This is a genomic window from Shewanella khirikhana, from assembly GCF_003957745.1.
Classification (GTDB): Bacteria; Pseudomonadota; Gammaproteobacteria; order Enterobacterales; family Shewanellaceae; genus Shewanella; species Shewanella khirikhana.
On record NZ_CP020373.1, the window covers coordinates 1189740 to 1203830 of the forward strand.

The 14091-nt window shown below is 55.3% G+C and carries 11 protein-coding genes; 3 read left to right on the forward strand and 8 right to left on the reverse strand.

Annotation, left to right across the window (positions count from 1 at the left end):
- Positions 1-18 precede the first annotated feature (18 nt).
- Both pstB and phoU read left to right on the forward strand, forming a co-directional pair.
- Entirely contained in the window at positions 19-837 is an 819-nt protein-coding gene (gene pstB, locus STH12_RS05165; RefSeq protein WP_126166567.1) for a phosphate ABC transporter ATP-binding protein PstB, read from the forward strand.
- 23 nt (positions 838-860) lie between these two features.
- Positions 861-1571 carry a phosphate signaling complex protein PhoU gene (gene phoU / locus STH12_RS05170; protein ID WP_126166568.1) on the forward strand — a complete coding sequence of 237 codons (711 nt, stop codon included), beginning with the start codon at positions 861-863 and terminating at the stop codon, positions 1569-1571.
- 110 nt (positions 1572-1681) lie between these two features.
- Here the strand turns inward: phoU and STH12_RS05175 are convergent, their stop codons facing one another.
- The gene (locus tag STH12_RS05175) at positions 1682-2080 is read right to left on the reverse strand and encodes a VOC family protein (RefSeq protein WP_126166569.1); all 399 of its coding nucleotides are present in this window, start codon (positions 2078-2080) and stop codon (positions 1682-1684) included.
- 188 nt (positions 2081-2268) lie between these two features.
- Here STH12_RS05175 and STH12_RS05180 point away from each other — a divergent pair, with 188 nt between their 5' ends.
- A complete protein-coding gene (locus tag STH12_RS05180) occupies positions 2269-2841 on the forward strand; it encodes a DUF502 domain-containing protein (protein WP_126166570.1) in 573 nt (190 codons plus the stop codon).
- 35 nt (positions 2842-2876) lie between these two features.
- Here STH12_RS05180 and STH12_RS05185 read toward each other — a convergent pair whose 3' ends face one another.
- The 7 genes from STH12_RS05185 to STH12_RS05215 form a co-directional block, all read right to left on the reverse strand.
- The gene (locus STH12_RS05185) at positions 2877-3287 is read right to left on the reverse strand and encodes a GFA family protein (protein ID WP_126166571.1); all 411 of its coding nucleotides are present in this window, start codon (positions 3285-3287) and stop codon (positions 2877-2879) included.
- Complete coding sequence (locus STH12_RS05190) at positions 3275-3715, reverse strand: SRPBCC family protein (protein WP_126166572.1); 441 nt, start codon at positions 3713-3715, stop codon at positions 3275-3277. Before STH12_RS05190 ends, STH12_RS05185 begins: the two co-directional genes overlap by 13 nt.
- Positions 3716-3754: 39 nt before the next feature.
- The gene (locus STH12_RS05195; protein ID WP_126166573.1) at positions 3755-4639 is read right to left on the reverse strand and encodes an MBL fold metallo-hydrolase; all 885 of its coding nucleotides are present in this window, start codon (positions 4637-4639) and stop codon (positions 3755-3757) included.
- A gap of 106 nt (positions 4640-4745) precedes the next feature.
- On the reverse strand, positions 4746-7796 hold the full coding sequence (locus STH12_RS05200; protein ID WP_126166574.1) for an efflux RND transporter permease subunit: 3051 nt from the start codon (positions 7794-7796) through the stop codon (positions 4746-4748).
- Positions 7796-11038, reverse strand: a complete 3243-nt coding sequence (locus STH12_RS05205; RefSeq protein ID WP_126166575.1) for an efflux RND transporter permease subunit — start codon at positions 11036-11038, stop codon at positions 7796-7798. Before STH12_RS05205 ends, STH12_RS05200 begins: the two co-directional genes overlap by 1 nt.
- Positions 11039-11050: 12 nt before the next feature.
- Complete coding sequence (locus tag STH12_RS05210; protein ID WP_126166576.1) at positions 11051-12115, reverse strand: efflux RND transporter periplasmic adaptor subunit; 1065 nt, start codon at positions 12113-12115, stop codon at positions 11051-11053.
- Between the two features lie 297 nt (positions 12116-12412).
- Positions 12413-13699 (reverse strand): citrate synthase, encoded by a 1287-nt coding sequence (locus tag STH12_RS05215; protein WP_126166577.1) that lies wholly within the window; start codon positions 13697-13699, stop codon positions 12413-12415.
- Between the last annotated feature and the right edge of the window lie 392 nt (positions 13700-14091).

The window sequence follows — 14091 nt, forward strand, 5'->3', positions numbered from 1 at the left end:
TGAAAATTGGTACAGAATATGATTTCGATAGACAGCTCAGTAATGAAAACCGAAGCCCTGGATCTGGAAAATCTGCCCGCGTCGGAAACGGCTCTGGAGATCCACAACCTGAATTTGCACTATGGCACCAAGCAGGCGCTGTTTGATGTGTCGATGAAGATCCCCAAGAAGCGGGTCACCGCCTTTATCGGCCCCAGCGGCTGTGGTAAGTCGACCCTGCTGCGTTGCATCAATCGCATGAACGATCTGGTGGACAACTGCAACATCAGCGGCGAAATCCGCCTGCATGGCCAGAACATCTACGACAAAGCCGTGGATGTGGCAGCGCTGCGTCGTAACGTCGGCATGGTGTTCCAGCGCCCCAATCCGTTCCCCAAGTCCATCTACGAAAACGTGGTCTATGGCCTGCGCCTGCAGGGTATCAATAACCGCCGTGAGCTGGATGAGGCCTGTGAGCGCTCCTTGCGCGGCGCAGCGATTTGGGATGAAGTGAAAGACCGTCTGCACGACAACGCCTTCGGCCTGTCCGGTGGTCAGCAGCAGCGTCTGGTAATTGCCCGTGCCATTGCCATTGAGCCGGAAGTTTTGCTGCTGGACGAACCAACCTCGGCGCTGGACCCTATCTCCACCCTGACCATCGAAGAGCTCATCACCGAGCTTAAGACCAAGTACACAGTGGTTATCGTAACCCACAACATGCAGCAGGCCGCGCGGGTGTCGGATCAGACCGCCTTTATGTACATGGGCGAACTGGTGGAATACGCCGACACCAACACCATCTTTACCACGCCGTCCCAGCGCAAGACGGAAGACTACATCACCGGCCGTTACGGTTAACAGCAAGAGGCAGCTGAATTCTCATGGATAAACTGAGTACCAATAAGCACATTTCCGGCCAGTTCAATGCCGAGCTGGACGATATCCGTAACCGCGTTCTGGCCATGGGTGGCCTGGTTGAACGCCAGCTGGAGCAGGCGCTGGACGCCCTGGGTGGCCTGGATGCCGAGCTTGCTCAAAAGGTGATTGACGGCGACCACAAGGTCAATGGCATGGAAGTGGCCATCGATGAAGAGTGCACCCGCATCATCGCCAAGCGTCAGCCGGCGGCGAGCGATTTGCGTCTGATTATTGCCATCTCCAAGACCATCGCTGACCTCGAGCGCATTGGTGATGCCTGTGTGCGTATCGCCAAAGCCGCCCTTGAGAAGCGCAACAACAACCAGCAACCGCTGCTGGTGAGCATCGAATCCATGGGCCGTCATGCAACCCGCATGCTGCACGCGACCCTGGATGCACTGGCACGGATGGATGTGGAATCGGCCCTTGAACTGCACCGAGAAGATGCGCGTCTGGACAAGGAATACGAGGGCATTATCCGTCAGCTGATGACCTACATGATGGAAGATCCGCGCTCCATCCCCGGCGTGCTCGATGTGCTCTGGGCCGCCCGCGCCGTTGAGCGGGTCGGGGATCGCTGCAAGAACATTTGTGAATACATCATCTACTACGTGAAAGGTAAAGATGTGCGCCATACCTCCTACGAGGACATGGAAAAAGACATCAATCGCTGAGTTTATGTTAGTGAAAAAGGGGCCTTAGTGGCCCCTTTTTTATGGCGACGCATCGCCCGCTGCACACAGGTTAGCTCTTTACGCAAGCACGGGACTTATTCGCACCTTCCTTAGCTCACCCGGTAGCGGGAGAGCTCAATCAAATTGCCATCCGGGTCGCGAATATACACTGAATCTAGGGCGCCGGTGGCGCCGCTGCGGGCAACAGGTCCGGCTTCGATGGCAAGACCCAGCCCGGTTAAATGCGCTATGACGCCGTCAATCGGCTCTGACACCAAAAAGCACAAATCCGCGGTGCCAGTGGCGGCAGCCTTGGCGTTGGGCTTAAATTCCTGCCCCAATTGATGCAGGTTGATTTTCTGATCGCCAAAGTACAGCGCATGACGCGCACTGCCGTCGGTGGCGGTAAACACCTGATGCCGCATGCCCAGCACCTTGCTGTAAAAGGCGCAGCTGGTGTCTATATCGGCAACCGTCAAGACCAGATGATCCAACATGGTGACTCGCATTCTTCCCCCTAAAAAGCGCTTGCAGTAACAACAGGATAGCAGGGCTGTTACCGGCAATTTGTGATAGATGAGTTCTTATAACAGAGTGCTGATAAAAGCGCGATCCACTGTGCTACCATAACGGCTCATCAGCCCGTCAGCCGGGCTTTTTTGCGGCCATTTTTTGCAGAGACTTTTTCGAGGAACACATGAAAACCACACTGACCCGGGGTCTGATGAATGTACTGCCGATGGCGCTGAGCCTGTGGCTGTTTTGGTCGCTGTTTGTCTCCCTGGATGAACTGGGTCGATTGCTGCTGGAGCTGGTGGGATTGCCACGGCTGTTTATCGGCGAAGGCTTTATGCTGGTGATAGCGCTGGTGTTTGCTGCAGGGCTGTTGTTTTCCGTCAGCCCCATCGTATGGCTGTGGGGCAAGGTCGAGCGTGCCTTGATGCGCTTTCCGCTGTTTAAATCTGTCTATGGCAGTATTCGCGATATAGCGTCGCTGATGAACCGTGATGGCAAGCCCAAGGATCAGCAGGTGGTGCTGGTGAAGCAGGCCAACGGCGGCTATGTGGTGGGCTTTATCATGACCGACAAGGCACCGGAGCCCATTACCGACGCCCTGGGTGATGGCGATTGGGTGCCTGTGCTGTTTCAGCTGTCCTATCAAATGGCGGGGGTCACCACCCTGGTGCGCCGGGAAGATTTGGTGCCGGTTAACTGGAGTTTTGAAGAGGCGATGCGCTTTAACCTCACTGCCGGTATTTCCAAGTCGTAAACGCCAGCGCCAGCGCCACTCGCGCTCAGGGTTTGCTAGTTTGATGTTTCGCTGCGTGGGCCGGGGTAACGTGGGCTGTGGTCATCTATCACCAGCCAGGACGGTGCGTCCTTGGTGTAGATATGATATTTGGGCGCCATCAGCGCCGGGTCGTCCAGTGAGCCAATCGCCAGGGTGAAATAGTCAGGGTGGGCGGTACTTCGATAACTCAAGGTGCTGCCACACTCGGGGCAAAAACCGCGACGGATAGTCGCGGACGAGGCATACTCTTTGGGTTTGGCGCCAGGCCAGCTTAGCTGCGCTGTTTTGACATCCACCCAGGCACTCACAGGCGCGCCGGTGATTTTATGGCAATCACGGCAGTGGCAGTAATCGGCATCGAAAGGCATGCCACTGATTTCATATCGAATATGGCCGCAGTGACAGCCGCCTCTCAGGGTTTCCATTCAGGCTCCTGACTTGACATGCCGTTTGCCTCGACATGACGTTTGAAGTTATCCAGTATCGCCTGCCAGCCTTGCCGTTGCATTTCTGCGCTGTGCTCATCTTCGGTTTCAAAGGTTTCGCTTACCAGCACACCGCTGTCGGTTTCCTTAAAGCAGACGCTCACTTCTCGGCCATCTTCTATAACAAAACGCAGTGACTCACAGGGCATCACTTCGGTGAAGCGGCCATTGAAGTCGAAACCGCCCGAGCCGTCCCTTGCTTCCATGCGATAGCTGAATTGGCCTTCGGGGTGCAAATCCAGCCGGGCTGCAGGGCAACACCAGCTCTCGTGGGCGAAGTTCCACTGCACTATGTCGGCTGGGGTTATCCAGGCTTGCCATACCCGGGTGAGCGGCGCCTGGATATGGGTTTCCACGGTTATCTTCATGTCTGTGCCTCCTTGCGGTTGAGTTGAACCTTGGCGCGCTTAGCCGCCAAGCCCCTTATGCAGGGTCGCAATCCACTTCTTTTCGTCGATAAACTGCCAGCTCCAGCTGTCATAATCGGGAATGCCTTCGCCGGTCATTTGTTCCAGGGTTTTGCCTTGCTCTTTTGCGGCATTGGCCCAGTTGATACTGGCATCCAGCATGTGTTTGAAGCGCAGCAAATCGGTTTTGGACGCAAGCTCGCCGTGGCCGGGAATGACCTGGGTCTTATCATCAATCATTGCCAGCACCGCCGCCACATTGTCGCGATAACCAATCACAGAGCCACCGGCATCGAGGTCGATGTAGGGAAAGCGGTCTTTAAAAAACAGGTCACCCATGTGGACCACATTGGCATTTTGCCAGAACACCACACTGTCGCCATCGGTATGACCTGGGCCAAGGTGCACCACCTTGAGGGTGTCGCCGTTGAAATGAATATTGATGCCCTGCTCATAGGTGATGACCGGCAGCGCCGCAGCGGCGGTCTTGTCGTCACTTTGCAGCCTTTTCAGCACATTGTCATGGGCCATAATGGTGCCCTGCAAGCCGAAGTGGCCGTTTCCACCGGTATGGTCACCATGGTAATGGGTGTTGATGATATATCTGGGCATTGCGGAGGTTTTGGCCCCCGGGGTGGCCGCAAGTGCGGCGGTGATTTTACCGGCCAGCGGCGCAAACTGATCGTCGATAATCAAAATGCCATCATCGCCACTGCTGACGCCGATATTGCCGCCGGCGCCTTCAAATAACCAGGCACTGGCATTGAGATGGGTGCTCTTGATGTCGACCTTGGCAAACCTGTCATCGTCGGCGGCCTGGGACAGAAACGACAGCGCCAACAGCGATGGCAGCCAGAGTGTGTGCAGGCGAGGGGACTTGTTCATCTTGTTATCCTTTTCCTTACGGGGAGCCGTGTAGTTTTTGTTTTTACCTCATAAGCCAAAGACCGCGTTACGGCGGTCTTTGTTTCTGTCTTTGCACTATATTTGGTTATTTTGCCAGCCAGGGCAAGAAGCGATTTGCGCGCTTGTCTGCCATCCACAGGCCCTGGGCCGATCTGTGTCTTAACCGATACAGCGCCTGATAACACAGGGGCACCAGATACAGACTGGTCAGGGTGGAGAAGCTCAAACCACCTATGATGGCAATGGCCATGGGGTAGTAAGGTGGGCCACCGCCGCCAATCTGGGTGTCGCCCATGGCCAGCGGAACCAACCCCAGCACAGTGGTACCCACCGTCATCAGCACCGGCCGCAGACGGGTGACACACACCGCGTGTATGGTCGCTGACAGTTCATCCAACTCAGGCGTCATCTGGTTGATTTGGTCAACCAACACAATGCCGTTGTTCACCACAATCCCCATCAAAATCAATATGCCAATCATGGCCATAATGCCGTTGGGTGTGCCGGTAAGCCACAGGGCCCAGAACACCCCTGTGATGGAGAACAGGATGGAGGTAATGATGGCGGAAGGCAGCAACAGCGACTCGAACAGCGCCGCCATCACGATATAAATCATCGCGACCGCCAGCAGCATGTTCACTACCATCAATTGCTGATCTTCGTCCTGACGCTCGAAACCACCGCGCAGCGAATAGGCATAACCGTGGGGGAAGTTCATATGGCTCATGGCCTGATTGATCTTCTCCTGTGCCTCTTCGGTGGTGATGCCTTCGAGATTGGCGCCAATCGACAGCGAGGTCTTGCGGTTATAGTGGCGGATGGTATCGAAGCGCGGCACGATTTCCACTTCGGCCAGGCTTGAGAGGCTGTAGACCTGCTCGCCAATTCGCAGCACCGGCAGCTGTTTCAGGCGCTCAAGCGACTGCTGCCAGGATTTGTCGTAGGCAAGCTCGATGCGGATTTCACCACTGGGATCGTGACGAAAACTTCTGAGCATCTGACCGCGCAGGGCGGTGGCAATGCTGCGGGCGATGTCACCGGCCTGGGTGCCCAGACGCGCTGCCATTTCACGGTTCACCTTGACCAGCACTTCCTGCTGGGCGCCGTTGACCTCAGAGTTCACATCTTCCAGCCCTTCGATGGCGGAGATCATGGGGATCACTTCTTCGCTCAGGCGGATCAGCTCAGTGGTTGAACGGCCGGTGAGGGTAATGCGAATGCCCTGACGGTCGTTGCTCCAGCCAAATTGTGGCTTGGCGATTGAGAACTTGGGGAAGCCTTCGCGCATGGTCTTTTTCAGCGCTTCCAAATCGAACTCGGCGCCTTTTTTGAACAGCACTGTGGAGCTTGCCCGTTCGGGGTTGTAGTAGCTGTAAACCGAATCGATAAAGAACTCTTCCTGATGGGCGTACAGGTAGGCTTCCATTTCGGACACCACAGCTTCGGTTACCCCCAGGGAGTGACGGCCTTCAATCTGGTAGTTGATAAACACCCGCTGCTTGTTGGAGCCGTCTTCCTGATCCTGCTTCACCATGCTGATGGGCAGGGCGGTAGAGGCCAGCATCAGCAGCGCAATGGCGGTGCTCCACTTGGGATGATGCAGCACCCAGCCAAGAGACTTCTCATAAAAGCGTTGCACCGCAGACTTGTTGAGTTTGTCCTCGTGATGAATATGCACATGGGTCAGCATCAGTGGGATCAGGGTTTTGGCAACCAGCAGCGATGCACCCAGCGAGATACAGATGGCAATGGCCACGTGCTCAAGGAAGATGGTGAGCTGTACCTTGGCACCAAAAATATTGGGGAAGAACACAATGGCGGTGGTCAGGGTTCCGGCCAGCACCGCCAGCGCGACTTTGTCGACCCCGGCCAGTACGGCCTTGTCTTTGGTTTCATGCTGCTCTTTTTGCTTCTCCTGCAATACGCTCTCGGTCACCACCACGGCGTTGTCAATCAGCATACCCACGGCCAGCAGCAGCCCCATCATCGACAGAATGTTGAGGCTGTAACCGAGGAAGTACATGGCTGCCAGCGTCATGCAAATGGAGATGGGCACAGACGAGACCACAATCAGCGTCATGCCGATGTTGCGCAGGAACAGGTAGAGCACCGCAAAGGAGAGCAGGGCACCAATCAGACCAGCCATCATCAGATCCCACAGCGAGGACTTAACGCCTTCGGCCTGATCTTCCATGATAAAAAGCTTAATGCCGCTAAACTGCTTGTCGGCTTTCACCTCTTCAATCACCCGCATCACCCGGCTGGAGACCTCCACCAGGTTGGCACCGGATTCTTTAAAGACGTCCAGACCCACTGCATAGCGCTGATCCAGATGGCGCCCCTCGATACGCTCGGGCAGTTCGTACTGCACTGTGGCAATATCACCCAGACGCAGGCCGCGCTTGAGCACTATGGCCTCAATTTCTTCCAGCGAGCGGAATTCGCCCTTGGGTGACACCTGATATACAGAGCCTTGCTGACGCAGCACTCCACCGGTAAGCACGAAGTTTTCGGCCTGCAGACGGCGATTGAGCTCGGCGGCAGAAATGCCCGAGGCGGACAGCCTGTCGGCATCGACACGGATACTTATCTGCTTTTGCTCAACCCCGTACAGGGTTACCTGAGATACGCCATCAACCCGCTCAAGCGGCTGACGCAGCTGCTTTTCCAGCAGATCGTAAGCACCGGAAAGCTCGCGGTCGCTGGAAATACGCAGGTTGAAAATCGGCATGTCAGAGGTGGAGAACTGCTGAATAAACACCCGCTCCACATCCTTGGGCAGCAGGTGGCGCACCGCGTCCACCTTTTCACGGGCTTCCAGACTCTTGGTGGCGACGTTCTCGCCCCACTTCATATCCAGGCTGATAAAGGCGCCATCCTGGCTCGATTCAGAGGTCATCTCCTCGATGCCACTCATGGTGGCGAGTGACTCTTCCAGTACCCGGGTGATGTCTCTTTCCACTTCGGCAGGAGTGGAGCCCTTGTAGGGCACCTGCACCATGATTTGGGGAATGTCGATGCCGGGGAACAGCTCCAGCGGCAGCAGGCGGCTGGAGGCCATACCGAACAGCAGTATGGCCACAAACGCCATGACCGTGGTGACAGGGCGGCGCACCGCCAGTTTAGTGATTGTCATCAGGCCATATCTCCATCCAGTGGCGCTTTGGGCACAAAGGCTTTTCTGTCAAACAGCGCATAGAGCACAGGAATAAGCACCAGTGTCAGCAGGGTCGACAGCGCCAGACCGAAAATCACCGTGATAGCCATGGGCGCACGTACTTCACTGCCATCGCCAAGGCCCATGGCCATTGGCAACAGGCCAAGCACTGTGGTCAGGGTAGTCATCATAATGGGGCGCAAACGTGATTTGGCCGCCTCGGTAATGGCATCCAGCTTGTCCATGCCTTCTTCCCGCAGCTGATTAATGCGGTCAATCAGCACGATGGCGTTGTTCACCACAATCCCCGCCAACATGATAAGGCCGATAAACACCACCACAGACACATGGGTGCCGGTGAGATACAGGCCAAACACGCTGCCGCTGACTGCCATGGGCACGGCGAACAGGATAAGCAGCGGATGCAGGAAGGACTCAAACTGACTGGCCATCACCAGATACACCAGGAATACCGCGAGGATGAGTGCAATCTTCAGCGACTGGAACGAATGCTCCATCTCTTCATTCTGACCGCCAAATTCCGCCTGCACCGAGGCGGGCAGTTGCTGGCTGGCAAGAATGCTGCGGGCTTCGGTGACAGCTTCAGCCAAATCGCCGTAGGCGAGGTTGGCAGACACAATCGCCACCCGTTGCTGGCTGATGCGGTTAATGGCCGAGGGGCCAAGCTCCAGGGTCACTTCCGCCACCGCTGACAGCGGGATAGGCGTGGTCGCATCGGGGTTGATAATCATATTGGCGATATCACTGACCTGATCGCGCTCCTCTTCTTCGGCACGCACCAGAATATCGATTTTACGGTCGCGCAGGCTGTACTTGCTCGCCACAGTGCCGCCGATGCGCTGGGCGATACGGTTGGCTACTGTGGGCGCATCCAGACCGAGGGCAGCCAGACGGTTGGTGTCGAAGTGAATGGCAAGCTCCGGCTGGCCGTCACGCAGGCTGGTGTTGATATCGGTAAAGCGATCAGACTCGCTCAGCGCACGCACCAGGGTATCGGCGCTTTGCTTGAGCAGGCCAAGTTCGTAGCCGCGCAGTTCGATTTCAAGTGGGGTGCGGAAGCTGAAGAGTTCAGGGAACTTAAGCTTGGCTTCCAGCTCTGGAATGCGCTGAATTTGACTGCGCAGTCTGTCGCTGACCACCTCAAAGGCGCCATGATCCTTAAGCACCACCTGCAAACGGCCCCAGTTCTCACCGCCGCGGCTTACATCCGACGTCATCAGGCCGCCACTGCCAGCCTGGCTGTAGGCGTGTTTGACTTCCGGCATGTCCTTGATGGCGTGGGCCAGATACTGCAGCACCCGGTCAGTCTCGCTCACTTCGGTGCCGGGAGGCAGCAGCACTTCCACGTAAAACTCGCCCTGATCCATGTTGGGGATAAGCTCCATGCCAAGGCGTGGCAGCAGCAAACCGGCACTGGCGGTCACGCCAAGGGCCACCACCAAGGTCAGCACCCGTGCCTTAAGGGCGCCAGCCAACAGCGGGTGATAAATGGCCTCCAGCGCGCGGTAACCCAGGTTAAACAGTGACGACAGTGGCCGCATCACCAGGCCAGCAAGCCAGGACAGCAAACGGGTCAGCATCAGCGCCAGGGTCAGCAGCATGGCCGGTACCCACTTGAACAGCAGAACAAACGGGAAACTGAACACAGTGGCACTGTAATGCTTGAGCTTACCCATTTTGCCTTCGGGCTTGGCTTTGGGCGTTTTATCCAAAAACGGTGGCAGGGCTTTAAAGCCTTCGCGGGATGCCAGCATGGGAATGGAGGTCAGAGCAACCAGCAGTGACGCCAGCAGGGCAAAGGTTACTGTCAGTGCCTGATCTGAGAAGAGGGCGCCGGCAATGCCGTCTACAAACACCAGCGGCACAAACACCGCCAGCGTGGTAAGGGTAGAGGCAAAAATGGCGCCACTGACTTCCTTGGTACCCTTAATGGCCGCATCCATCCGGTTCAGGCCCTGCTTGCGATAACGGTCGATGTTTTCAAGCACCACGATGGCGTTATCCACCAACAGGCCCACCGCCAGCGCAATACCGCCCAGCGACATGATGTTGAGGCTGATATCCGCAAAATACATCATGTTAAAGGTGGCTATCACCGAAAACGGAATGGATATAGAGATAATCAGGGTAGGTATGATGTCGCGCAGGAACAGGTAAATCACCAGCATTGCCAGCACAGAGCCTATCAGCGCGGCGGAGGTGACTTCACTCACGGCGCTTTCGATAAACTCAGACTGGTCATAGATGATTTCCATCTTCGCCAGCGGCTCCTTGCCGTTGATGCGCGCTATGTCCTGCTTCAGCTTTTTCGCCACGGTCACAGTGTTGGCATCGCCTTCTTTGTAGATGGCAAGCTCGATAGACTCGCGATCGCCAATGCGGGTGATGTCGCTGCGCTCTTTGTGGCCGTCGATAATGGTAGCCACTTCAAACAGCCGCACCAGGCTTTGACCATTTTTGTACACTACCACCTGTCCCAGCTCCTCGAGGGAGTTGAACTGGTTAAGGGTGCGAACCAGATACTCTTTATCGCCCTGAACCACTTTACCGGCCGACACGTTCAGGTTTTCGGCGGCGATCCGGCTGCGAATTTGCTCGGCGCTCAGATCAAGCTGGGCCAGACGTTCCTGATTGAGCAGGATTTGCACTTCCTGCTCCAGACCGCCGGACAGGCGTACGGCAGCAACGCCGGGCAGACCTTCGAGCTGACGCTTGAGCTCTTCATCGGCGTAGGTACGCAGCTGTTTCAGATCATCGCCACTGGCATTCTCCAGCGACAGGGCAACGCGCATGATGGGGTCGAGGTTGGGATTAAAGCGCAGCAGCAGTGGCTTTTGCACGTCCAATGGCAGCGCTATGATATCGAGCTTTTCGCGCACCTCCAGGCTTGCCATGTCCATATCGGTTCCCCATTCAAATTCGAGGATGACATCGGACATGCCGGAGCGGGACACTGAGCTGATTTTACGCAGGCCTTTTACCACACCCACAGACTCTTCGATGGGTTTGGACACCAGCTGCTCTACTTCAACCGGCGCGGCGCCGTCGTAGAGGGTGCGGATTGTGACGGTGGGGTAGCTTAAGTCCGGCAGCAGCATCACTGCCAGACGGGAAAAGCCAACCATTCCGAAGAGGATCACCGCCAGCATAAACATCCACACGGTGACCGGCCGTTTTACGGAAGTCGTGATCACAGACATGGGATGGGCTCCTTATTTTTTGGCCGAAGCCACATCCAGTGGGGTGATAACTTCAACCAGCGATTGGTCCTTGAGGTTCTGCTGGCCCCGGATCACCAATTGCTCGCCGGGCTTGAGACCCGCAGTTACTTCCACCATGCTGCCTTCGCGGTAGCCCAGTTGTACTTCACGGCGTTCGGCCGTGGTGTCGTTAATCACATAGAGGGTTTGCTTGTTATCCTGATTGATAATGGCGTTGTAGGGTACGGCAATCACGTCTTCGTGGGTGTCGTACTTAAGCTCAACCCGGGTAAACATACCGGCTTTGAGGCTGCCATGCTGGTTGGGCACCTTGAGGGTGACTTTAAAGGTACCGCTCTGGGCATCCACCACCGGGCTGATGCGCAGCACTTCGGCATTCACGGCCTGGTTTTTCTGACCACTGGCGTAAACATCGGCGTGTTGACCGAGGCGCAAACTGGTGAGCTGCTGCTCAGGCAGGTGCACTATGCCGTGCAGCTCGTCCTGATTCACCACGTAAAACAGCTCTTCGAATTCCTTGGCCATATTGCCAGCCTTAACGTTACGCTTGGCAACAATGCCGTCAACCGGCGACACTATGCGGCTTTCCTTCACCTGCAGCTGGGCCAGATCGCGACGGGCGATGGCGGCCTGCAGGTTGTATTCAAGTTTGGCGATGGAGTCGGCGCTGACGAACTCCTTGTTTTTCATTTTCTTCACCCGCTGCAGCTCTTGCTCAATGATGAGCACTTCGGCTTCGGAACGGTCGAGATCGTATTGCTGACGCTTGGCGTCAATCACCGCCAGCAGTTGGCCCTTCTTCACCCGGTCGCCTTCTTCCACATGAATGGCTTCAATCAGTCCGGCGATGCGGGTCACCACGTGGGCTTCAACCGGAGCTTCAAGGGTGGCGGTGGTGGAATAAAATGAGGAAACATTCCCCTGCATCACCAACTGGGTTTCGACAGGTATTGCGTACTTTTCTTCTTCCTTTTTGACTTCTTCCTGGCCGCAGGCGGCGAGCATACCGATAAAGAGCAGGGGCAGGGCGAGTTTGAATGTTTTACGGGCTTCCATTGTTCTACCTGTAGTGTTAACTGTGATGAGCGTATAAAGCAGTTTCCGTGCCAACGGTGAAAATCTTATTTAAAACAATAAAGTAGCTAAAATTTAGGGTTTTAAGTTACCGTTAAGCTTTGCTACAAAGGTGGCGAGAATGTTTATCAAGTGGTGAGAAATACTAAAGCTTGTTAACAAGGTAAGTTCAAGGAAGGAATTGCAACAAAAGATGATGGGTTGGCGCTGGCGCCAAGGGGTAAGGCAAATAAAAAAGGCGCCCATGGGCGCCTTTTTCAGAACGGTTGCTGTTTGTTATCAGCGCTTGTCCAGGCTGACATAATCGCGGCTGTGTTCGCCGGTGTACAGCTGACGTGGACGGCTGATCTTGTGACCAGGCTGATCCAGCATTTCTTTCCAGTGAGAGATCCAGCCAACGGTACGGGCCAGAGCAAAGATCACGGTGAACATGCTGGTTGGGATACCGATGGCCTTCATGATGATACCTGAGTAGAAGTCTACGTTCGGGTAGAGCTTCTTGGAGATAAAGTACTCATCATTCAGGGCGATACGCTCAAGCTCCATGGCAACGTCCAGCAAAGGATCGTTCACTTTAAGCTCGCTCAGTACCTCGTGGCAGGTTTCACGCATTACCTTGGCACGTGGGTCGAAGTTCTTGTACACGCGGTGACCGAAGCCCATCAGACGGAATGGATCATTCTTGTCTTTGGCGCGTTCAATGAACTCAGGAATGCGGTCAACAGTACCGATTTCTTCCAGCATGCGCAGACAGGCTTCGTTGGCACCGCCGTGGGCAGGACCCCACAGAGACGCAATACCGGCTGCGATACAGGCGAATGGGTTGGCACCGGAGGAGCCGGCCAGACGCACAGTAGAAGTAGAGGCATTCTGTTCGTGGTCAGCGTGCAGGATGAAGATACGATCCATAGCGCGCTCGATGATTGGGTTTACCTTGTACTCTTCGCAAGGTACGGCAAACATCATCGACAGGAAGTTACCGGCATAGCTTAAGTCATTGCGTGGGTACACGAATGGCTGGCCGATAGAATACTTGTAGCACATGGCTGCCAGTGTCGGCATCTTGGATACCAGACGATAGGCGGCGATTTCGCGGTGGCGGGCGTCGTTTACATCCAGGGAGTCCTGGTAGAAGGCAGACAGCGCGCCGGTCACGCCACACAGCATGGCCATTGGGTGTGCATCGCGGCGGAAACCGCGGAAGAAGAAGGCCAGCTGCTCGTGAACCATGGTGTGGCTCTTCACTGTGTGGGCAAATTCTTCGTATTTAGCTTTGCTCGGCAGTTCGCCGTACAGCAGGGCGTAGCAGAGTTCCAGATAGTTGGACTCTACCGCCAGTTGCTCGATAGGATATCCGCGGTGCAGCAGGATACCTTTGTCGCCGTCGATATAGGTAATTGCTGATTCACAGGAAGCTGTTGCCAGAAACCCCGGATCAAAGGTGAAATAGCCTTTACTGCCCAGCTTGCTGATGTCGATAACATCAAAACCTTCGCTTCCCTGTTTAACAGGCAGTTCAATCGAGTCGTTCCCTGGTAATTCCAATTTGGCTTTCAAATCAGCCATACCCCGTTCTCCTTACTTCATTCTTGTGGTGAGTGCGGCATGTCAAACGGCCACTACTTTACAGGCAATCTGGATCACATTTCAATTTAAATAAGCGTTTAAATTCCTTAGACCATGGTATAGGTCTGACCAATTTCCCTGTCAAGACTAGTACTTACTCAAGAAAAAGGCCAAAAAAACTAAATTTGCATAATGTGACGTTTGTATTTGACTTTTGCGGCGAGTATACTTGCTGCGGCTCGAAAGGGCTGATTACAGAAGGCTTTAGGCACCTTTTCTCTGCATGAAAAAACGGCTGCTGACAAAGCGCTCTGTCGACTATACTTTTTTCTTTTGTGACGACTCGCGCCATGGCCCAAATCATGGTTCAAAGTTTGACCAGAAGCGGTTCG

Bases quoted from the DNA above. Each gene is read 5' to 3' on its own strand.
- pstB (WP_126166567.1), top strand. From the start codon at position 19: ATGATTTCGATAGACAGCTCAGTAATGAAAACCGAAGCCCTGGATCTG.
- phoU (WP_126166568.1), top strand. From the start codon at position 861: ATGGATAAACTGAGTACCAATAAGCACATTTCCGGCCAGTTCAATGCC.
- STH12_RS05175 (WP_126166569.1), bottom strand. From the start codon at position 2,080: ATGCGAGTCACCATGTTGGATCATCTGGTCTTGACGGTTGCCGATATA.
- STH12_RS05180 (WP_126166570.1), top strand. From the start codon at position 2,269: ATGAAAACCACACTGACCCGGGGTCTGATGAATGTACTGCCGATGGCG.
- STH12_RS05185 (WP_126166571.1), bottom strand. From the start codon at position 3,287: ATGGAAACCCTGAGAGGCGGCTGTCACTGCGGCCATATTCGATATGAA.
- STH12_RS05190 (WP_126166572.1), bottom strand. From the start codon at position 3,715: ATGAAGATAACCGTGGAAACCCATATCCAGGCGCCGCTCACCCGGGTA.
- STH12_RS05195 (WP_126166573.1), bottom strand. From the start codon at position 4,639: ATGAACAAGTCCCCTCGCCTGCACACACTCTGGCTGCCATCGCTGTTG.
- STH12_RS05200 (WP_126166574.1), bottom strand. From the start codon at position 7,796: ATGACAATCACTAAACTGGCGGTGCGCCGCCCTGTCACCACGGTCATG.
- STH12_RS05205 (WP_126166575.1), bottom strand. From the start codon at position 11,038: ATGTCTGTGATCACGACTTCCGTAAAACGGCCGGTCACCGTGTGGATG.
- STH12_RS05210 (WP_126166576.1), bottom strand. From the start codon at position 12,115: ATGGAAGCCCGTAAAACATTCAAACTCGCCCTGCCCCTGCTCTTTATC.
- STH12_RS05215 (WP_126166577.1), bottom strand. From the start codon at position 13,699: ATGGCTGATTTGAAAGCCAAATTGGAATTACCAGGGAACGACTCGATT.